Below are 18,750 nucleotides of genomic sequence, written 5' to 3'. Positions count from 1 at the left end.
AAGCACGAAATGTACGAAAGGGGAGGGGAATTATCGGCTCTGGAGGAGGCTGGCGAAGTCGTCGAGGAAGAGGCCGGCGATGCGGGGGAGGGTGTAGCTGCGGGCAGTGGTCCAGGCGGCCTGGCGTATCCGGGCGGTCGATGCCTGGTCGGGGAGGATGCGCGAGAGGGTTTGGGAGAGCGCCTCGGAGGGCGAGGGGGCGCGGTGGTTGAAGACGAGGCCGTTTTCGCCGGGGGTGATGAAGTCCTGGAAGCAGGCGAGGCTGGAGACGACGGGGAGGCAGCCGGCGGCCATGGCTTCGAGGGCGGCGAGGCCGAAGGTTTCGCCTTTCTCGGCAAGTGACGGGTAAACGAAAACGCGAGCGGTGCGGTAGTGCTCGATGAGTTTGGCTTCGTCGAAGACGCGGCCGACGAATTCGATGCGGTCGGCGACGGGGGCGGCGGCGGCTTTCAATTCGGCGAGGTGGTTTTCGCCGCCACCGCCGTAAGCGGTTTCCCAAGGGCCGACGATTTTAACGCGCCACTGAGCGCGGAGTTCGACGGGGAGTTGGGCGAAGGCTTCGATGAGGAGGCGGACGCCCTTTTCGGGGTGGACGCGGCCGACGTAGAGGAGGGTGTTATCGGCGGGAGAAATTTCGGGGAGGAGGTAGCGGTCGGCGAGCGGGTAGGGAATGACGCGGACGCGTTCAGTGGCGCGGGGTTCCTCGGCGAGGATGGCGTCGCGGATGGGGGCGGAGACGGTCTGGAGGATGGCGCGGCGGTAGAGCTTGAGCTGGCCTTTCGGATAGCGCGCGACGTGGGCGTAGGGGATGCCTTTGGAGCGACTGCGGGAGAGAGCGGGGAGCCAGAATGTATTCGTGACCAGGATATCCGCGGGAGGAAGGCGGCGGAGGACTTGCAGGGTGTACCAGAAGTCGCAGAGCAGGCGTCGGCCGAAGGAGGAGGGGGAGGCGAAGCCGGAGAAGCGTTCGTGGCGGACGCCGCCGATGATTTCCTGGGGGGGGAGCTGGGGGTGGGCGCGGGAGAGGTGGGTGACCTCGTGGCCCTGGTGGACGAATTCCTGGCCGAGGGAGTGCCAGACCTTTTCGACGGCGCCGCCGAGGATGGCGGGGACTGGGAGGAAGGGGCCTTGGACGATGGTGATGCGCACGTGCGAAGGAGCGGGCGACGCTTAATGTTTCCCGACCAAGGCATGTGCCACAGAGGACACAGAGTGCGGACACAGAGACGGCGGGAGGTCACAACGTGCGCGGTGGTTTTGCGCGAAACAGCGGTTATCGTAGCGAGGCATTGCGTGCAGAATGGTTGAGTTTACCCGGTGAGTTCGGTGCCGGTTTTTAGTCTAGCGAGTGGTGGTGTGGCGTTGGGAGACTAGGCCGGAGAGCTGGTCGGCGAGGTGGTGGGCGGCGAAGCCGATTTCGAAGCGTTTTTCGAAGGAGGCCTTGGCGGCTTCGCCCATTTTGTTGCGGGCGTCGGGGCTGAGCACGAGCCAGCGTTCGAGGAGGCGGGTGATGCCTTCCTGCGTGGGCGGTTCGACGAGGGCAACGTTGTCGGATTCGAGCTCGTTCCAGATGTTGACGCGGTTGGAGATGAGAACGGGGGTGCCGCAGGCGAGGGCTTCGACGACGGCGATGCCGAAGTTTTCCTGGAATGACGGAAGGACGAAAGCTTCGGCGCCGTCGAGGGCGCCCCATTTGGCTTCGCCGGTCAACATGCCGGGCCAGTGAACGGAAGGGCCAATGCCCTCGGCCTGGGCGAGAGTTTTTAAGGTGGCGAGGTAGCGGTCGTCCACGCAGGGGCCGGCGATAACGAGATCGGGCGGGGTGCCGCCGTGGCTGACGGCGTAGGTGCGGGTGATTTTGCCGAAGGCGCGGAGGAGGAGTTCGACGCCTTTTTTGGAGTGGATGCGGCCGAGGAAGAGGAAGTAGCGGTGGCCGGCGACGGAGGGGCAGCGGGTGCGCCAGGAGGCGGCCCAGTTATCGGGGAAGCCTTCGGGGCGGGCGGCACCGTAGGCGATGACGCGTTCGTTGCAGTGGTAGAGCGGGAAGGTTTTACGGGCGAGGCGGCGCTCTTCCTGGCAGGTGAAGAACACGGCGCGGGCATCGCGGAGGATGCGGCGCTCGACGAGCTGCCAGTAGAGCCATTTTTTGACGTGTTTGACCGGGTAGGTGCTGCGGAGGGTGGGGTCCAACATGCCGTGAGGGATCACGAAGTAGGGGACGTTTTTTTCGCGGGTGATGGAGCGGACGGTGAGGCCGAGGAATTGCCAGAGGCCGTGGATGACGACGGCGTCGTAGCGGGAGATGTTTTTTTCGAGCCAGGGGCGGACGCGGTGGGAATAGGCGTAGCTGTTTTTGGCCGGGCCCATGGCGAAGGTCTGGCCGACCCAGCTTTGGAGGTAGCCGGCGAAGGGATCATCGACGGTGAGGAAATCTGTCTGGTGGCCGAGCTTGGTGAGCAGCGGGGTGATCGCGCGCATCCCTGCGACGGGGCCGCCGGTGGCAGGATCGACGGTGGCGATGACACGAAGGATTTTCATGCGGCGGTCGGAAACGGCTCCCGGCCGTTATTTTCCAGCAGCAGCGTGTAGAGATGGAGGTAGGCGTCGAGCATGGCCTGCAGATCCCAGCGGCGGGCGTGGAGGAGGCCGGCGGCGCGAAGAGGGGCGGGATCATTGAGGGAGGCGGCGATGATCGCGGCGGCGGCGGCGGGGTCGGTGGGATCGAAGTAAGTGGCGCCGGAACCGCCGACCTCGGTCATGGGGGCGCGGTGCGTGGTGAAGACGGGGCAGCCGCAGGCCTGGGCTTCGGCGATGGGCCAGCCGAAGCCTTCTTCCCAGGAGGGAAAGAGGAGGCCGGTGGCGAGGGAGTAGGTGGCGCGGAGTTCTTCGTTATCGACGCCGGGTAGCCGGATAATGGATTCGCGGAGGCAGTGCTGGTCGATGATGGCCTGTTGCTCGGAGTCGAAGGCGGGGCCGACGTAAACGAGGGTGCGGGGGTGGTTGCCGGGGAGGCGGCGGAGGGCGGCGAAGATCTGGATGAGGCCGGTGCGGTTTTTGTACCACTGGGCTCCGCCGATGCAGAAGAGGAACGGGGGAGGGGTCGCGGATTCAGCGGCGGGCCAGCGCAGGTGGTGCCGGGCGAGGGCGCGTGCGAGCAGGGGCGCGGCCTCGGTGGAGGGCAGCGGACGGTACGGATAATTGAGCGACATGGGCACGACGGCGACGGAAGCATCGGCCAGACCGGTGAGCTGCTGAAGGTCGGAGCGGGTTTTTTGCGAGATGCAGGCGGCGGCGCGGAGGCGGGCGAGGTTGCGGAGAATCCACTCCTGGTATTTCGCGCCGGAGCGGCCGATACGGTTTTGGGGGAATTCGCCGCGGGCGGAGCGGATCTGGAGGAGGTCGTGGACGCTGACGAGGAGCGGGACGGAGCGCAGGTGGGGGGCGTACACGGCGTTGCCGTGATCGGTGATATGAAAGACGGTGCCGGGGGCGGCGTGGCGGGCGAGGTGGCGGAGGCGGCGGGGGAAGAGGGCGAATTTATCGAGGTAGCCGAGGTATTTGGGGAGGCCGCCGTAGCGGTACTTGGGGCCGAGTTTCACGAAGCGGGGCTCGGGGCGGATGGCCTCGAGGGCGAAGCCGCGGGCGGTGAAGCCGTCGGCGAGGGCGCGTTCGAAGCGGACCATGCTTTCCTGGCGGTCGGGCAGAAAGTTGCCGACGAGGACGATTTTTTTAGGGGCGTTCACGCGAGGCCTCGCAGGCGACGGCGGCGTTTTTCGTCTTCGGTGGGCTCGGCGGGGGTGTCGTCGTCAGGGTCGTGAGGGTCGGAGTCGTTATCGGCGGATTCATCGTCTTCATCGTCGGAGTCTTCATCGGAGGTTTCTTGGTCGTCGTCGGATTCCGGGAGTTCGGGGTGGTTGATGAGGGCGAGGGCGAGGCCGGCGTCGAAGATGGCGAAGCCGAGCTGGGTGGCTTGGGACCATTGTTGAAGGACGAGAGGGGGGAAGCTGGCGGTGGTGACGAGCATGGGGAGGAAGTCACCGCGTTGGCGGAGGGCGCGCCAGGAGAGGCGGAGGAGGTAGGCCCAGAGGGCGACGCGCAGGCCGATGAAGCCGAGGCCGAGGAGGGGGCCGAGCTCCATCATGGCGCGGCTCCATTCGTCTTCGGCGAGGAGGAAGCCCATCTGGCCGGAGATGAGTTTGGAGGCGACGTTCGAGCCGAGGCCGATGCCCTGGCCGAAGAAGGGGACGTCGAGCATGAGGTCGAAGGGGGCGGTGAAGCCGGCGCTGATGCGGGAGGTGAGGCTGCCCCAGGCGTCGCCTTGGGATTCGGCGGCGGCGGTGTCCCAGCGGTCCATGAAGACGGTCCAGGCTTCGCTGGTGACGGGCATGAAGCGGAGGACGACGAGGACGAGGAGGCAGCCGACAAGGGCGCGGGCGAAGGCGGCGGTGAAGGCGCCTTTGAGGATGATGCAGGCGAGGAAGGCGGCGAAGACGAAGGCGCAGATGACCATGACGCCGCGGCTGATGGAGATGGGGAGGGCGAGGGCGACGCAGAGGCCGGCGGTGATAAGGAAGAGCCAGGTCCAGAGTTTATTTTTCTCGATGACGAAGGAGAGGAGGAAGGCGGTGGCCACGGGGAAGAAGACCATGGGGCCGGTGATGAAGGAGAAGAAGCCGGGGGGGCGGATGCGGCCCATGGCGCCGTGGATGCCGCCGCCTTCGCCGCCGCCGACGCCGCGGTTGACCCAGGCATCTGCGCCCGAGCGGTTTTGCATGACCATCAGGATGGTCATGGGGATGGCGAGGGCGACGATGGCGTAGCCCATGCGGCGGGCGTCGCGGCGGTCGAGGTAATCGGCCATGACCCAGATGAAGGGGAGGTGGAGGTAGTTGGTGCGGATGCCGTAGGCGGTGACCAGGATGTTGGCGTGGCCGCCGATGAAGGCGAAGACGCCGGAGGCGAGGGCGAGGGCAATGGTGAAGGAGATGAAGCCGTTACGCGGGAAGCGGCCTTCGACGAGGACGAGGGCGTACACGCCGAGGACGACGGGGTCGCGGATGATCAGGAGGATGTCGGCGGCACCGGGGAGAACCCATTTGCGGAGAGCGCCTTCAAAGACGAGGAGGATCAGGTAGGCCCAGATGCCCCATTTGATGAACCGGGTGGACGGCATCATGAGAAGGAGGCGGGCGGTCGACCTGGCTGCGGCATGGCGGGATTACCCGTGAGTGGCGGGGGCTTGGCAAGCCCGGGAGACGCTCGCGGCGAGACGTTTACCATAGTTTTCCCAAGTAAAAGTGGCGGCGCGGGAGGCGGCGCGGGCGCCCATGGTGTTGATGAGTTCGCGGTCGTGGTGGAGGAGGGAAAGTTTTTCGGCGATGGCTTCGGAGGAGCGGATGGGAACGAGGAAGCCCTCCTGGCCGTCGGCGATGAGGTCGGGGGCGGCGGTGTGGGGGGTGGCGATGATGGGCAGGCCCATGGCCATGGCCTCGAGGAGGACGAGGCCGAAGCCTTCAAAGAGGGAGGGGAAAACGAAGACGTCGTGCGCGGCCATCTCGGCGAGGACTTGCGAGTGGGGGCAGGAAGGAATCCAGCGGACGCGTTCACGTTTGAGCTCGGTTTCGAGGGCGGGGCACTGCTGGAGCGGGAGGGTGCCGATGATGGTGAGCTCGACGGCGGAGCCGAGGGAGCGGCAGGCGTCGAAGAGGTAGGAGAGGCCTTTGCGCTGGCCGAGGGAGCCGACGAAGATGACGCGGAGGGGGCCGGTGCCGTCGCGGGGTGTGCGGACGGGGGCGCCGGGGAGGCGGGCGGGGGCGCCGTAGGGGATGACCTCTACGGGGGCGGTGAAGCCGGGGGCGGAGGCGAGGGTTTTCAGCGTGTAACTGGAGGCTACATACACGCGGTCGGCGAGGGCTAGCTCCTCGTCTTTGCGGGCGGTCTTGGCGGGGCTGTCGTCGTTGCCGATGAGGGTGGAGGCCCAGGCGGGGAGACGTTGGGCTTCTTCGAGGAGGACGTCGCGGGCGGCGCGCCAGTAGCCGATGGGGAGGTCGTAGAGGGTTTTCTGACCGCGTTTTTTGGCGGTGCGGAAGCTGAGGGCGGCGCCGTCCTCGTAGGCGTAAACGCCGGTGAAGTCGCTCTGGCGGAGGCGGCGGGCGACCTGACGGTCGAGGGAGTGATAGACGGCGTCCACGCTGAGGAGGCCGGTCTCGTGGCGGACGAGGGATTTGAGTTTCGCGCGATGGGCGAAGAGGCGGGCGGCTTCGCGGAAGGGGTGGGCGTGAAGGACGTTTTGGAGTTCGTCGGGGAAGGAGCGGCGGGCGAGCTGGGTGCGGAGGCTGCCGGGGAGGAGTTTGGAGAGTGGGCTGGCGCCGGTGTAGTTGAGGCAGGTCCAGAATTCACCGATGAGGCCGGCGCGGTGGAGGCCGAGGGCCGCGTGGCGGACGTTGGCGTTGCCGGTGGGATGGGTGAAGAGGAGCACAGGAGAAGGGGAGAAATGACCAATGATCAGTGACCAATGACCAGTGAATGAAGGATGAGCGACGGGGGAGTTTGAATACGGAGCGGCGGGTGCGGCGAGGGAAGAGCGCTCCCAGGGCGGCGTCAGGGTTTCGGAAGCGAGGCGAGGGCTTTTTCGAGGAGGTCGAGGTCGAGATCGACGTCGTCTTTGATGCCGGGGGGCGCGTTTTTCGGATCGGGACGCGGGCCTTTGCCGACGAGGACGGTGACGTCGCAGCCAAGGTGGGAGGCGATCATCCAGTTGTAGGGGACGACCCAGGCGGGGGCGAAGAACTCGATGACGCGGCAGGAAGGCTGGGCGAAGATGAGGTTGGCGAGGGCGGAGCCGTTGGGGCCGATGACGACGGAGGCGTCGGAGAGCAGGCGGGCCTGGTCGGCGATGGAGAGGCCGGACATGGAGACCTCTTCGACGCCGTGGGTTTTGAGGAGGGCGAGGAGTGCGTCTTCGTTGAGGACGCGGCGGTGGGCGGCGTCGCGACGGCCCAAATACAGGCGGCGGCGCGGAGGCGGCGGGGCGGCGGGGACGAACAGACTGCGGACGTAGTTCAGGTCGGCTTTGTTGACGAGGGTGCTGTCGTGGTGGAAGGAGGGGACGATGAGCGAGTCGGCCTGGAAGTGGTCGGTGTCGTTGACGCGGATGATCTTTGATTCGTCGATGCCGAGGCGGGCGAAAACCTCTTTTTGGAAAGGGTAGCCGCGGTGTTTGATGAGGATCTGGTCGAAGGCGTTGAGATCCCAGCCGGCGCGTTGAACGAGGCCGGCGCGAGGAAGCAGGTCGATCATCCAGTGGTGATAATTACCGGAGGCTTCGGGCGTGATGAGAGACAGGGTGCGGCCTCTCAGCTGACGCGGGCGCGGGAAGTGTGCGTGCGCGAAGATGGGATGAATCGCGGGGTCGCCCCACATGTCTTTGGAGAGTTCGGGGATGAGGCGTCCATCGGCGGTGAGGACGGCGGAGTCGTAGTAACCCCAGATGCGAGCGCCAGTGATCTCGGCAACAAACGAGGCGGGGTGAATGCCGCGGCTGTGTTTGACGAAATTAGGATGAGGCACGGGCTCGCCCGGCATATGCGGGAGCGGGCGCGTGAACGGTTCCTCGGGCTCGACGAAGCGCACGGAGACGCCATCGGCCTGGGAGGAGCGCAGGGGGAAGAGTTGATTGCGGGGCAGCTGAAGGCGGGTGCGCGTGAAAGCGAGTTCGCGCGGGCCGGCGAGGCTGTAGATGCGCGCGAGGCGGAGGAGGCGGGCGAGGCGGCGGGCGCTCCGGCGGAGCGGCGTGATGACGTGGGCGCGCAGATTCATGAACCGGAGTGGGCGGCGGACGTGGGTGATTTTTCGAAATAGTTAAACCACAGGCGGGAGACGACGGGCGGCGCGAAGTATTCGTCGTAGGCGGCGCGTTGCGTGAGGCGGGAAGTCTGGCCGGAGCGGAGGCGGCGGACGAGTTCGAGGACCCCGATGAGGGCGCTCTCGACGGAGCACGGGTGATCGAGGACGACGCAGTTGGCGGGGACGCGGGCGATCTCGCGGGTGCCGCCGCGGTCGGTGGCGATCCAAGGGAGGCCAGCGGACATGGTCTCGATCAGGCTGAGGGGCATACCCTCGTTGTGGATGGAGAAGAGGGCGACGGCGTCGAGCGAGCGGAGGATTTCGCCGTGGCGGGCAAGGTCGCGGTAGGGGCCGTGGTAGCGGATGGAGGGGAATTTTTCGAAGTGGGATGGCGGATACTCGGGGCCTTCGCCGTGGATGTGCCAGAAGACGCCGGCGAGTTCGGGGCGGAGGCTGAGGGCGCAGAGGATGTCGATGCCCTTGGTGGAGACGAGGCGGCCGAGGAAGCCGATGGCGAGCGGGCGGGTGGCGTCGGGAGCGGGGTCGGAGACTTGTTCGCGGGCGACGGGGCAGGCGGTGAAGTAGGGGAGGAAGCGGACGCCGGTGCGGCGGTTGATGGCCTGCTCGATGCCGGCGCGGGTGGCTTCGGAGCAGGCGACGATCTCGGGGGCGCGCTCGAGGACGCGGCGGAAGCCGGGGGCCCAGGAAGCCTGTTCACCGGCGTCGGCCGCGGTGTGGTGGTGATGGACGATGCGGGTGGAGGAGCGGGCGGATTTCCAGACGATGCTGGCGAGGGCGCTCTGGCCGTTGGTGTAGATGAGGTCCCATTTCGTGGAGCGGGCGCGAAGGGTTTCGCGCCAGAGCCAGAGGAGTTTTTGGAGTTTGGAGGCCTGGCCGCGCGGTTGGGCGAGTTCGCGGAAGTCGATGCCGGCGGCGGCGAGGGCGGCGCGGGCGGGGGCGTTGAGGGAGTCGCTCGTCGTTAAGAAGCGGACACGGTGGCCGCGGGCGGCGGCCTCCTGGGCGAGGACGCAGACGTGGCGTTCCATGCCGCCGTAAGCGGCCATCTGGGGGACGTAGAAAAGGAGGTTCACTGCGGGTGAGGCGCGGGATCGGCGACGCGGTTGAGGCGGGAGAGGAAAGCGGCGGCGAGCGCGGGCAGGCGGGATTGCGGAGGGCGGCGGCGCGAGAGCCAGCCGGCCATCAATTCGGACGGCGTATCGGAAAGACGGACGATCAACGAATCCCGCAGTGGTGGCGGGGTGGGTGGACGGCGGAGGGACCAGTCGTCGCGCGGGACGATGACGGGGATGCCATGGTCGAGCATGGCGGAGACGGCGCCGCTTTTCCCGATCAATGCCCACGGGTGCGTGCCGATGCCGAAGTCGAGGGACTGAAGGAGCCGCGAGACCTCGGCCTGGGGGCGCTCGCCGAGATTTTCGATCACGATGCTGCGGTGGCTGTATTCGTCTTTTAACTGCGCGAAGAGTTTGTCGCCATACGCCCCGAGTCTTCCGAATCCCAGGATGCGCAGGGTTCGTTTCGACGCCTTGGCGCCTCTGGCCAGCGCGGAGATGCAGGGACGGGGATCGAGCTGGGTGTGCACGGTTCCGAAAATGCCGCCGACCCATTCATCGCCGCGAGGCACGGGGGGCATGGGCTCGATCGGGATGTTGCCGCACAGCGGGAGAACGCCGGGAGTGCAGCCCTCGTGGACGAGCACCGAGCGATACGCCGGATTGGACGTGTCGATCAGAGCGGGGGCAAGGCATTGAATAAAGGCCATCAACGCGCGGCGCTGGAGAAATCCATAGACCCGGTTCTTGAGCGGCTCGCCCAAGGACAGGCCGATCCAGAGCTCATGAAGCATGAGGTGGTTGAGGCGGCCTTCGCCGAGGCGGGCGAATTCAAAGGCGGAGTCGGGGATGATTCCTTTGGGGTGAAAACCATAGGGCACGATCTGCCAGCTCACCCATTCGGGGGCGTGGGTGGCCACGAAGCTCTGCGCGTGTTCGTAGCGCGCGGTCCACGGTTTATCGGGCGAGAGACGCAGGACCGGAAAAGTGTGGCCGCGCTCGAACTGGGTTTCCTGCACGACGGGCGTGGAGTCTTTCAAGTGTCCGTCATTGATCGCCAGGAGCGCGCACGTGTGACCGGCATCGGCGCAGGCGCTGGCGAGCAGGCGCGTGTAGTCACCCACGCCATCGCGACCTGGCTCCAAGGAAGTGCACACAAACAGGAGATTCATAGAGGCGCGCAGACAGGGCGGATGGCAAAGCGTTGCTCAGGGTTTTGCTGAAAGGCGCTCATGCTCAGGCGCGTCGGTAAAAACGCCCGATGAGCGCGGCTAAGGACAGGGAGCGCTGACGGCTGCGCAGGTCGGAAGGGCTGAAGAGGGCAATGGGCGCGGCGGTGTGTTGGTAGAAGGATTTGGTCGAGACGGAGGGCGGATAGCCGCGCAAGGCCTGACGGAGCGGGCTGCCCTGCCAGGGTTTGGGCGTGCCGACGGCGTGCGAGAGATAATGACCGCCGATGACGAAATCCATGGCCTCAGGGCCGGTGGTGTTCATCGGGGTGTCGGTGAGCATGAGCGCCATGTTGAGCGCGTCTTGATCGGTGGAGTGGAAGAGGGTGGTGGCGCTGCCGGCTTTGATGTGGTGGTGCTGAGAGCCGAGGACTTCGCGGACGATGGACATGGTGCGCTGCCATTCGCCGAGGAAGGCGGCGTGGGTGCGCGGGAGGCCGATGAAGCCGGAGTTGTAGTAGCGGTGGAGTTCGCGGCGCGGGGCGAGGCCGCGGGCGGCGAGGACGCGGAGCCAGGCGAGGCGGGTCGGATGGCGGGCGGGGAGGGACGGGTTGATGTCCTCGACGAGGGCGACGCCGCCATCGAGCCAGTCGGTGAAGAGCGACCACGGGCATTTCACGACGATGTCGGGATCGAGGTAGATCGCGGCGGTGGCTTCGGGGGCGAGCTCGCGGAGGAGGCGCTGGAGGAATTCAGGTTTATGATACGCGAAATGCGGCGCGGATTCGAGGGAGACGAACGCGATCTCGAAATCGGGGGCGGCGGTGAAGCGGTGAATGTGCGGGCCGTCGGCGCGGGCGGTGGCGGCCCACGGCGGGAGTGCGCCGCGGTAGCCGGCCCAGAAAGTGCCGCGATAGCCGGAGGCGTGGAGGGAGTTGGCGAGCGCGCCGGCGCCGGTGTGGTAATCGCCCTCGAAGAGCGTGCAGGCGGCGATGGTGTTTAGGTTGTTCACGAGGACGGTTGGGGCGGTCTGCCTTTGACGAGGCTGAGAAGAAAGGCGGCGGCGCTGTAGGCAAGGATGCGCGGGGCGCGAGAGTGGCGGCGGGCTTTGGCGAAATAGGCGCGGGCGGTGCGGGGATCAGTGCGCAGGATGAGGCGGCCGGCGTCGAGCCAGGCTGAGGAAGCGCGTTCACGGCGGATTTCGAGCGGGATGGCGGCCCAGTCGGTGTTGCGCTCGAAGACCTCGGCGACACCGAGGGCCATGGCGGGGGCGTTTTTGGTCATGGCGCCGGCGTGCTGGCGGTAGCGGCAGGTGAGCGCATCGACGTAGCTGATGCGGGCGCCGGCGCGGGCGAGGCGGCACCAGAGCTCGCGGTCCTCGACGTATCGGCATTTTGGATCAAAGCCGCCGGCCTTGGTGAGGGTGTCGCGGCGGATGAGCGTGGAGGAAGGCTGGATCGGGTAGTCGCCGCGGAAGAGCGAGAGCGGGAGGGCGGCGATGGCGGCGGCGGAGGGGACGCGGAGTTCGAGGTCTTTACCCGTGTCGCTATCGAACATGATGACGCCGGTGTGGACGAGGTCGGCGCCGGATTTACGGGCGTGGGCGACGGCGTGTTCGAGGTGGTGGGGCGTCCAGAGATCGTCGGAGTCGATGAGGGCGATCCATTCGCCGCGGGCGGCGGCGATGGCGGTGTTGCGGGTGGCGGGCAGGCCTTGATTGACGGTGTGGCGCTGGAAGCCGACGGGTTGAGTGGAGGCTTCGGCGAAGGCGTGGACGATCTGCTCGGTGTTATCCTTGGAGCCGTCTTCGATGACGATGACCTCCCAGTCGGTGAAGGTCTGCGCGTGGATGCTGAGGAGGGTTTCGTAGATGAAGGGCCCGGCTTTGTAGGCGGGGATGCAGATGCTGACGAGCGGGGTGGGCATCGGTCAGGCGCGGGCGGTGGCGACGAGGAGCGGGCCGTGGGAGGCGTTGGTGCGGGCAGAGCCGGGCTGCGGGTGATGATGGAGGCGGACGGCAGACATGGCTCGAAGAAGGCGCGAAAGCGCGGGATGGGCCAGATTTTTGTCCGGGGGAGTGAACTGGTTGTGGTGGCAGGGCTTTGGGGGGCGATGGGGTAGGGGCGGGACCGGAGTTCTTATGGCATCTTATCCCTGCTGGCGGACTGCATTTTCATTTCTGAACTGCCGTAGAGAAGAAATCCTCGCCGTTGCTCACGGAGGCGCGAGTCGGAGGGGAGTCGGTCAACAGGTGCCGCCACTTCCCTAGGCGCCGGATCTTGAAAATCATGCCTTTCTTTTTCTCCACGGCGTCGCGACTGAGCGTCGTGAACGCTACTCCGTATTTCCCGGAGGCTTTGGCTGGGATCAGAACGCGAAAGAGGACTGCGTTGGCTTCTTGCGTAGATTCGGTCGGCGGTAATGAGCCGAGAATTTCCACTTCGCAGTCGAAGGCTTGAAAGTCCTCCTGGCATCCGCCGCATGCAAAAACGACGAGGAGTAGTAGAAGCAGCGCCCGCATGGTTTGTCCTCTGGTTGGGCTCTTTCTGTTTTTCATACAGGGCCCGAGGATTCACCGGTAAACGCGCGGACTATATTGCGACAAGCGACCGTCAGACTGGTGAGCCCAAGTGAGCCCATCAGGATGAGTCCAAATCCAATGCGAATAAATCCGCCGAAGTACTGAATACCGAAATAGGTGAGCGAGATAATCAGTCCAACGAGGGCGAATGCCAATCTGACGGCTGCTTTCTTTCGTACCTCGGCTTTCCGGATAGCGATGGCCTCTTCAATCAGCGCATCGGCTTCGATGCCGACGATGTGATACTTGGATCGTAGCAGCTCGATGACGTCGTCTAGCTCAGCGCCCCAATGAATCTTTGAAATCACTTCACCTCGGGCGAGGTTAGGAGGGGCAGTATTCATTTTTGGCAGGACGGTGTTGTTGGCATCCACTTAGTTGTTGGAGTGTGGCTGTGATTTGATGCGCAACGGCCTCAGGTGAACTGAGGCCCTACGACGGAAATGAGCGTTGGGCGGTGTCGTGCGGGAAGGTGTTTAATTTTTGGTCTCGGGGTGAGTGGCTCACAGCCGTTGCGGGTCCCAGTCCACGTTTTCGCGGAGGATTTTGGCGGGGAGGCCGGCGGCGAGGGTGTAGGGCGGGACGTCTTTGGTGACGACGGCGCGCGAGGCGACGATGCTGTGGGTGCCGATGGTGACACCTTTCATGATCTGGCAGTTGTTACCGATCCAGACGTGGTCAGAGAGCGTGGTGTCGGCGGCGGGGTTGACTCTTTGGCGGGTGGTGGCGTCGAGGACGCTGTGGCCGTCGCTGTTGCGGAGGTCGAGGCCGTAGGCGACGAGGCAGTCGCGGCCGATGCGGATCGCGCCGCCTTCGCTGCAGACGACCATGGGGGTGAACATTGTGGTGTTACCGCCGATTTCGAGGCGGCCGCCGCGGTCTTCGACGAGAAAGTGGCCGCCGCGGAGGCGGGCGTGGGAGCCGATGATGACGGTGTGGTTTTCACCGATGAGGCGGAGGGTGACATCCCAGAGGCGGGCGCCGGGCTCGATGATGAGGGTGTGGCCGGGGCCGGAGAGTTCGATGTCGCAGCGGTGGAGGAGGGCGTCGTTGAGTGCGACGCGCTGACCGGTGCCCGAACGGCGGATACGCGTGCGGTGCGTGAGGCGGAACAAGCGGGCGCGGAGGCGGCGGAGCCAGGCGAGGCGGGCGAGGTCGGAGGCGGTCATGCGCGGGCGGAGCATCCACGCGGAAAGCGGCGGGGCAAGCGCGGGAGCGGGGCCGGGCATTCTGCGGCGCTTAGGGCTCGTGGCGGAAGGCTTGCTGGTCGAGCTGGGAGTTAAGGCGGGCCGTCTCGGAATCGAGGAGGCGGCGCTCGATGTCGGCGAGAGCGGGTTCGAGCTCGGCGTCGGTGACGAGGTGGGTTTCGGCGTACACGAGCAGTTCGCTCCAGCGGGCGCGGAGGCTGGTTTCGGCGAGGTGGGCGTGTTCGACGGCGGCGGCCTGGTAGCGGCCTTCGAGGGTTTCGAGGGCGGGCTTTTTCACGTCGTTAAATTCGGCCAGCATTTTGGCGGCTTCGGCGGCGGCTTCGGGCATGGTGCGGACGCCGATGTTATCGATGCGCTGGATGCAGTGCCAGGGCTCGACAACGGGGAGGCTGCTGGCGGCGAAGGGGGTGTTGGCGACGGCGGCGGCGTGTTCGGCGGCGGTGGCGTTGAGGTCGTTGAGGGCGCGTTCGAGTTCGGCGGCGGCGGAGCGGACGGTGGTGAGTTTCCAGGTGGCGTTGCTCGAGGGGCGGGCGCGGGCGGTGCGGGCGTCTTCGGCGAAGGCGGCCTGGGCTTCGCGGAGGTCGCGGAGGAAGCCTTTGACGCGGTCGCCGACCACGGCGTGGCAGCGGTGCCAGTGTTCGTGGAAGCGGGAGGCGCGGAGGCCCTGGCGGTGGGCGGGATCGCTGGCGCCGAGGTGTTGAACGAGGGCGACGCGGAGGATGGGCTGGATGCGTTCGCGGGCGAGATTGGCGCGGGAGCGGAGGGCGTCGATCGAGGCGAGCTGGAGCTGCACGTTTTTCAGCGCGGCGTGGTAATCTTCGCGGTCTTTTTTCGAGGAAAGGAGGCCGCCGAAGGAGGGTTTGCGGGCGTTGATTTCCTCGGTGCGGGTAAGGTTATCGCGGCGGCTGTCGTCGAGGACGTTGATGGCGACGGAGAGGGTGGCTTCATCGCGCAGCATGGCCACGATCACGGGAGGAAGATCCGCGAAGGGCGTGGTATCGGGCATGGGCTGGGCGGCGAGGAGGGTCACGAGCGCGGGGCGCGTGAACGGGAATCCGGCGGCTGGGCGGGAGGGGCGGCGGTGGTGGGAAGGAGGCGTTGGGCGACCGGTGCGTTCATGGCTGTGCGTTACGTTTATCGGACAAAGTCGGGCGCAGTTAAATCAGTGTAAAATAAATATGAGGAAGGTTCCCGGCCGGACGGCCGGGAATGACCAATGACCAATGACCAATGACCAATGACCAATGACCAATGACCAATGACCAATGACCAATGACCAATGACCAATGACCAATGACCAATGACCAATGACCAGAAGCCAGAAGCCAGAAGCCAGATGGGGGCGCGGCTAACAGGAAAGCGGGCGGTGGAGAATCGCGGGGATAATGATGCGTGACGCTCTGCACCGGAACGGCACTTACCAAGTGCCGCGCCTTCGAGCAACGCGCCGGGGCTGGCGCGTTCCACCTCGGAGGTGGGGCTCAGCCGCGGCGGATTTCGGAGCCGTGGAAGCGGATCTGGAGGCGGAAGACTTTTTTCACGCGGCATTTGATGAGGCCGGTGGTGAGGTCGAATTTTTCGGGGACTTCGATGCGGTGGAGATCGACGACGGCGTGGTAGCCGCGTTCGGAGAAAATATCGATGAGCATGGCGAGCGCGAGGGAGTCATCGAGCACGGGGTCCTCGGTATTGATGAGGGCGACGCCGGAGATGGCGTGGCGATGCACGATGGGCATCAGTTTTTTCTCCACGAAGGTGACGACGCGGGCGAAGAGGTCGGACTGCTCGAATTCGTAGGCGTCGAGGCGTTTCACCATTTCCTGGCGGGCGTGGAGGATGATGTCGCTGGCGAGGGGGAGGCTGCGGAGGCGGTCGTAGGTGCGGGGGTCGAGTTCGAGGGAGCTCTGGTACTTGAGCTCGCGGAGGATGTTTTGCTCCACCTCTTCAAAGGAGCCCTGGGCGTTGATGAAGTGGTAGTGGTAGATCTCCTTGAGGGACTGGAGGGCTGACCAGGTTTGCTCTTTGAATACGCGGTAGCGGCGCTGGGCGAGGGTGGCGTCGTAGTCGGTGGCGCGTTCTTCCTGGAGTTCTCCGACGCCGGTGCGGCGGACTTCCTCGTTGTGGTCGCGGATCTCGCGGCCGCGTTTGAGCTGGCGGGCGACGGATTCTTTTTCGTCCACGAAGAGGACCATACTGTGGATGGTGGGCTGGCGGAAGTGGATGCCGAGCGGGGTGTGGATGAATTCGCTGCGGAGTTGGTGGAGTTTGTTGACCAGGAGTTTGAGGCACTCGACCTGGACCTTGGTGCGGGGGAAGCCGTCGAGGATGACGCCGTCGCGGTATTCGGGGCGGAGGAGCTGGCGCAGGAGGATGCCGATGACCTCGCGGTCGCCGACCATGTGGCCGGCGTCCTTGATGCGTTTGGCCTCGGGGGTGTCGAGGAGGGCGGAGACGACGATGGGCGGGCAGGTGAGGCCGCGGGCTTTGAGGATGAAGGCGGTGTTGGTGCCTTTGCCGGCGCCGGGTGCGCCGCCGAGGAGGATGAATTCCTTGGGGAAGCGGAGGTCTTCGCGGCGGAAATCGGTTTCGAGATCCTGCCAGACGGCTTCGAAGATGAGGTGGGCGTCTTTGATCTCAAGATCGGTGGTACGCGTCGCGGCCGGGGCACTAGGAGCGGAAAGTGGGATGGAGGGAGTGGTGGCGGGCGCGTTCATGGTGTCGGAGGGGCGGGACTAGAACGAAGTGGAGGCACGTATTCGACATTAGAAATTTGGGGGCGGGCGAAATTTGGGGTAGGCGTGGTGGTGGCGGGGAATCGGGCGCGGGGATCGTTCACGACTTTTTCTCACAATGGGGCCTCAAGTCGTGTGCAAGAGGGGCCGATAGTGTCTGCATAAAGCGACAAGTGATGCTGTCGCCCCTCGCGGATCAGCCCCAACCGTTGAGCCGCGAATTTTGCAGGTGTTGTGGTCAGCCCGGCCGTGTGCGCAAGCAGCGGCCGGGCCTTTTTTTGGCGCGGGGCGGACACGAGCTGTTTTACCTCAAGTCACGCGCAAAGCGGGACGTAGGGGAGGTTTTCCCTGACTCATGATTAAAACGCTCCGCTCTCTTCCCGCGCTGACGCTGGCCGCTCTGGCCACGACCGGCACGGTCTCCGCAATCGATGCCGGTGGCATCGCCATTCACGGCTCGCTGAGCGCCACCGGCGCTTACTCCGACCAATATGATTACTATGGGGAGACCGCGGATCACTTCGATATGATCGCCCAGGAGCTGACGCTCAACGGCACCTACCGCTTCGAAAACGGCCTGCGCGCGGCGGCCCAGGTTTATGCCTACGATCTCGCCGGCTACAGCGACCTTACTCTCGATTTCGCGACGCTCGATTATTCGTTTAGCGAATACATCGGTTTGCGCGCGGGCCGCAACAAGCTGCCGCAGGGCATGTATGGCGAAGTCCAGGATCTCGACCAGATCCGCACCTTTGCCTCGCTTCCTCTTAATTTTTATCCACGCGGGCTTCGCTCGTTGAGCACGGGCTACAATGGGCTGGGCCTTTACGGCTCTGCCGCGCTGGGAAAGGCGGGCAGCCTTGAGTATCAGGTATTCGGCGGCTGGATGAGCAACATCGATGGGGAGTCTCCCTTCGCCAAGGGCCTCGCCAGCATCACAGTGGCGGAGGGCGCGGACCTCGACAAAGTTTACGGTGGCGCACTCACTTGGAACACGCCGCTGGAGGGCCTCAAGTTCGTCTACACGCACAACTATCTGCCGGGCCTCGTCCTCAATAGTCGCGTGCAAACCCGCGCGGGCCTTGTGGAAACCGGCTACTCCACGCAGGCGGCGGACCAGATCGATTTCTTCTACGGCGCAGGCACGTGGGATTACTCCGGCCTTTTCGCCGGCACGAGTGGCTCCTCCGAAGTCGATGTGACCGTGAAGGTTTTTGCGGTCGAGTACACCCGCGATAAGTGGGTCGCCGCCGCAGAGTACAAATTAACTCAGAATGAGGGAGTCACCTCGCTGCCCGCTCTTGGCGTGAACCGCTCACCCGTGGAGTCGGAAGAGCAGAGCTGGTACGCGCAGGTCACCTACCAGGCGACTGACAAGCTCGGCGTTGGTGTTTACTACGCTCAAAGCGATTTCGATCCGGACAACAAAGACCCGCTTGATGACAAATACACCTCCGTCGATGACCTCGCTCTCGGCGCGAGCTACGCGCTAACCGACAACTGGCTTTTCAAAATCGAGGCTCACGCGATGGACGGACTCGCGAAGCTCGACATCGTCGGCGACCGTAACCTCGGCGCCACCGATCCCAAATGGAACTACTTCGTGGTGAAAACCACGTTCAGCTTCTGAGCCGTCACCTGAACCAGAAAAGAATTTCTCCATGAAACGCCTTCTCTTGCTCGCGACCGCCCTCTTCGGACTGGCGCTCGCCGCTCACGCTCAGGACGCCGTGTTCATCACGAATACCGCCACCACCGATGCCTCGCTCGGCGCAGACGACGTCAAAGCCATCCTCCTTGGAAACAAAACCAAGTGGGAGAGCGGCGGCGTGATCAAGCTCGTCGTCCTCACCGAGGGCGCGGTTAACGACAAAGTCATCCGCGACCACACGCAGCGCTCCGCCGACCAGTTCGACAAGTACTGGAAGAAGCTCGTCTTCACCGGCAAGGGCATGCCGCCCGCTTCGGCCAAGACCGATGCGGACGTGATCGATTACGTCTCTAAAAATCCGGGCTCGCTCGGTTACGTGGCGAAGGAAAGCGCCACCGATAAAGTGAAAGTCATCGCGATCAAATAACCGCTTCGTGCGCGGCGGCGTTTGCCTGCCGCCGCGCCTTCCGGCTTTCGCGAGCCGGTACCCC

Annotated in this window: 17 protein-coding genes; 2 read left to right on the top strand and 15 right to left on the bottom strand. The window is 65.2% G+C overall.

Annotated features, from left to right (window positions below; all coding sequences use genetic code 11):
* Positions 1-30: 30 nt before the first annotated feature.
* From CMV30_RS06885 to CMV30_RS06810, 15 genes are all read right to left on the bottom strand, one after another.
* Positions 31-1,149: a glycosyltransferase family 4 protein gene (locus CMV30_RS06885; RefSeq protein ID WP_096055331.1), complete on the bottom strand. Its 1,119-nt coding sequence runs from the start codon at positions 1,147-1,149 to the stop codon at positions 31-33.
* Between the two features lie 192 nt (positions 1,150-1,341).
* On the bottom strand, positions 1,342-2,538 hold the full coding sequence (locus tag CMV30_RS06880; protein WP_096055330.1) for a glycosyltransferase: 1,197 nt from the start codon (positions 2,536-2,538) through the stop codon (positions 1,342-1,344).
* Complete coding sequence (locus CMV30_RS06875) at positions 2,535-3,743, bottom strand: glycosyltransferase family 4 protein (protein ID WP_245844426.1); 1,209 nt, start codon at positions 3,741-3,743, stop codon at positions 2,535-2,537. The genes CMV30_RS06880 and CMV30_RS06875 overlap by 4 nt, the downstream gene beginning before the upstream one ends.
* Positions 3,740-5,176 carry a hypothetical protein gene (locus CMV30_RS06870; protein ID WP_096055329.1) on the bottom strand — a complete coding sequence of 479 codons (1,437 nt, stop codon included), beginning with the start codon at positions 5,174-5,176 and terminating at the stop codon, positions 3,740-3,742. The genes CMV30_RS06875 and CMV30_RS06870 overlap by 4 nt, the downstream gene beginning before the upstream one ends.
* Before the next feature lie 42 nt (positions 5,177-5,218).
* Positions 5,219-6,478 carry a glycosyltransferase family 4 protein gene (locus CMV30_RS06865; protein ID WP_096055328.1) on the bottom strand — a complete coding sequence of 420 codons (1,260 nt, stop codon included), beginning with the start codon at positions 6,476-6,478 and terminating at the stop codon, positions 5,219-5,221.
* Between the two features lie 122 nt (positions 6,479-6,600).
* Positions 6,601-7,818, bottom strand: coding sequence for a glycosyltransferase family 61 protein (locus CMV30_RS06860; RefSeq protein WP_096055327.1), 1,218 nt, complete (start codon positions 7,816-7,818; stop codon positions 6,601-6,603).
* Positions 7,815-8,936, bottom strand: coding sequence for a glycosyltransferase family 4 protein (locus CMV30_RS06855; protein ID WP_096055326.1), 1,122 nt, complete (start codon positions 8,934-8,936; stop codon positions 7,815-7,817). The genes CMV30_RS06860 and CMV30_RS06855 overlap by 4 nt, the downstream gene beginning before the upstream one ends.
* Positions 8,933-10,090: a hypothetical protein gene (locus CMV30_RS06850; RefSeq protein WP_138223173.1), complete on the bottom strand. Its 1,158-nt coding sequence runs from the start codon at positions 10,088-10,090 to the stop codon at positions 8,933-8,935. The genes CMV30_RS06855 and CMV30_RS06850 overlap by 4 nt, the downstream gene beginning before the upstream one ends.
* 64 nt (positions 10,091-10,154) lie before the next feature.
* Positions 10,155-11,099 carry a glycosyltransferase family protein gene (locus CMV30_RS06845; RefSeq protein WP_096055324.1) on the bottom strand — a complete coding sequence of 315 codons (945 nt, stop codon included), beginning with the start codon at positions 11,097-11,099 and terminating at the stop codon, positions 10,155-10,157.
* A complete protein-coding gene (locus tag CMV30_RS06840) occupies positions 11,096-12,013 on the bottom strand; it encodes a glycosyltransferase family 2 protein (RefSeq protein ID WP_096055323.1) in 918 nt (305 codons plus the stop codon). The genes CMV30_RS06845 and CMV30_RS06840 overlap by 4 nt, the downstream gene beginning before the upstream one ends.
* A 247-nt stretch (positions 12,014-12,260) precedes the next feature.
* Positions 12,261-12,608: a hypothetical protein gene (locus tag CMV30_RS06835; protein ID WP_096055322.1), complete on the bottom strand. Its 348-nt coding sequence runs from the start codon at positions 12,606-12,608 to the stop codon at positions 12,261-12,263.
* 32 nt (positions 12,609-12,640) lie between these two features.
* Positions 12,641-13,042 (bottom strand): hypothetical protein, encoded by a 402-nt coding sequence (locus CMV30_RS06830; protein WP_096055321.1) that lies wholly within the window; start codon positions 13,040-13,042, stop codon positions 12,641-12,643.
* A gap of 129 nt (positions 13,043-13,171) precedes the next feature.
* Positions 13,172-13,897, bottom strand: a complete 726-nt coding sequence (locus tag CMV30_RS06825; protein WP_096055320.1) for an acyltransferase — start codon at positions 13,895-13,897, stop codon at positions 13,172-13,174.
* A gap of 10 nt (positions 13,898-13,907) precedes the next feature.
* Positions 13,908-14,906, bottom strand: a complete 999-nt coding sequence (locus CMV30_RS06820) for a hypothetical protein (protein WP_096055319.1) — start codon at positions 14,904-14,906, stop codon at positions 13,908-13,910.
* Positions 14,907-15,357: 451 nt separating this feature from the next.
* Positions 15,358-16,590, bottom strand: a complete 1,233-nt coding sequence (locus CMV30_RS06810; protein ID WP_096055317.1) for a nucleoside monophosphate kinase — start codon at positions 16,588-16,590, stop codon at positions 15,358-15,360.
* A gap of 373 nt (positions 16,591-16,963) precedes the next feature.
* On the opposite strand from CMV30_RS06810, the gene CMV30_RS06805 reads away from it, so the two are divergent.
* Positions 16,964-18,238 carry a hypothetical protein gene (locus CMV30_RS06805; protein WP_096055316.1) on the top strand — a complete coding sequence of 425 codons (1,275 nt, stop codon included), beginning with the start codon at positions 16,964-16,966 and terminating at the stop codon, positions 18,236-18,238.
* Positions 18,239-18,269: 31 nt separating this feature from the next.
* Positions 18,270-18,686: a type 2 periplasmic-binding domain-containing protein gene (locus CMV30_RS06800; RefSeq protein WP_096055315.1), complete on the top strand. Its 417-nt coding sequence runs from the start codon at positions 18,270-18,272 to the stop codon at positions 18,684-18,686.
* Positions 18,687-18,750 lie beyond the last annotated feature (64 nt).

The sequence above is a fragment of the Nibricoccus aquaticus genome (assembly GCF_002310495.1).
GTDB lineage: Bacteria > Verrucomicrobiota > Verrucomicrobiia > Opitutales > Opitutaceae > Nibricoccus > Nibricoccus aquaticus.
Note: the sequence above shows the minus strand (reverse complement) of the source record. Positions and strands in the feature narration are given on the sequence as shown.

What these genes read in the sequence shown, in the direction of transcription:
- CMV30_RS06805 (WP_096055316.1), top strand. Translation starts at nt 16,964, where the DNA reads ATGATTAAAACGCTCCGCTCTCTTCCCGCGCTGACGCTGGCCGCTCTG.
- CMV30_RS06860 (WP_096055327.1), bottom strand. Translation starts at nt 7,818, where the DNA reads ATGAATCTGCGCGCCCACGTCATCACGCCGCTCCGCCGGAGCGCCCGC.
- CMV30_RS06840 (WP_096055323.1), bottom strand. Translation starts at nt 12,013, where the DNA reads ATGCCCACCCCGCTCGTCAGCATCTGCATCCCCGCCTACAAAGCCGGG.
- CMV30_RS06810 (WP_096055317.1), bottom strand. Translation starts at nt 16,590, where the DNA reads ATGAACGCGCCCGCCACCACTCCCTCCATCCCACTTTCCGCTCCTAGT.
- CMV30_RS06835 (WP_096055322.1), bottom strand. Translation starts at nt 12,608, where the DNA reads ATGCGGGCGCTGCTTCTACTACTCCTCGTCGTTTTTGCATGCGGCGGA.
- CMV30_RS06800 (WP_096055315.1), top strand. Translation starts at nt 18,270, where the DNA reads ATGAAACGCCTTCTCTTGCTCGCGACCGCCCTCTTCGGACTGGCGCTC.
- CMV30_RS06880 (WP_096055330.1), bottom strand. Translation starts at nt 2,538, where the DNA reads ATGAAAATCCTTCGTGTCATCGCCACCGTCGATCCTGCCACCGGCGGC.
- CMV30_RS06870 (WP_096055329.1), bottom strand. Translation starts at nt 5,176, where the DNA reads ATGATGCCGTCCACCCGGTTCATCAAATGGGGCATCTGGGCCTACCTG.
- CMV30_RS06825 (WP_096055320.1), bottom strand. Translation starts at nt 13,897, where the DNA reads ATGCCCGGCCCCGCTCCCGCGCTTGCCCCGCCGCTTTCCGCGTGGATG.
- CMV30_RS06850 (WP_138223173.1), bottom strand. Translation starts at nt 10,090, where the DNA reads ATGAATCTCCTGTTTGTGTGCACTTCCTTGGAGCCAGGTCGCGATGGC.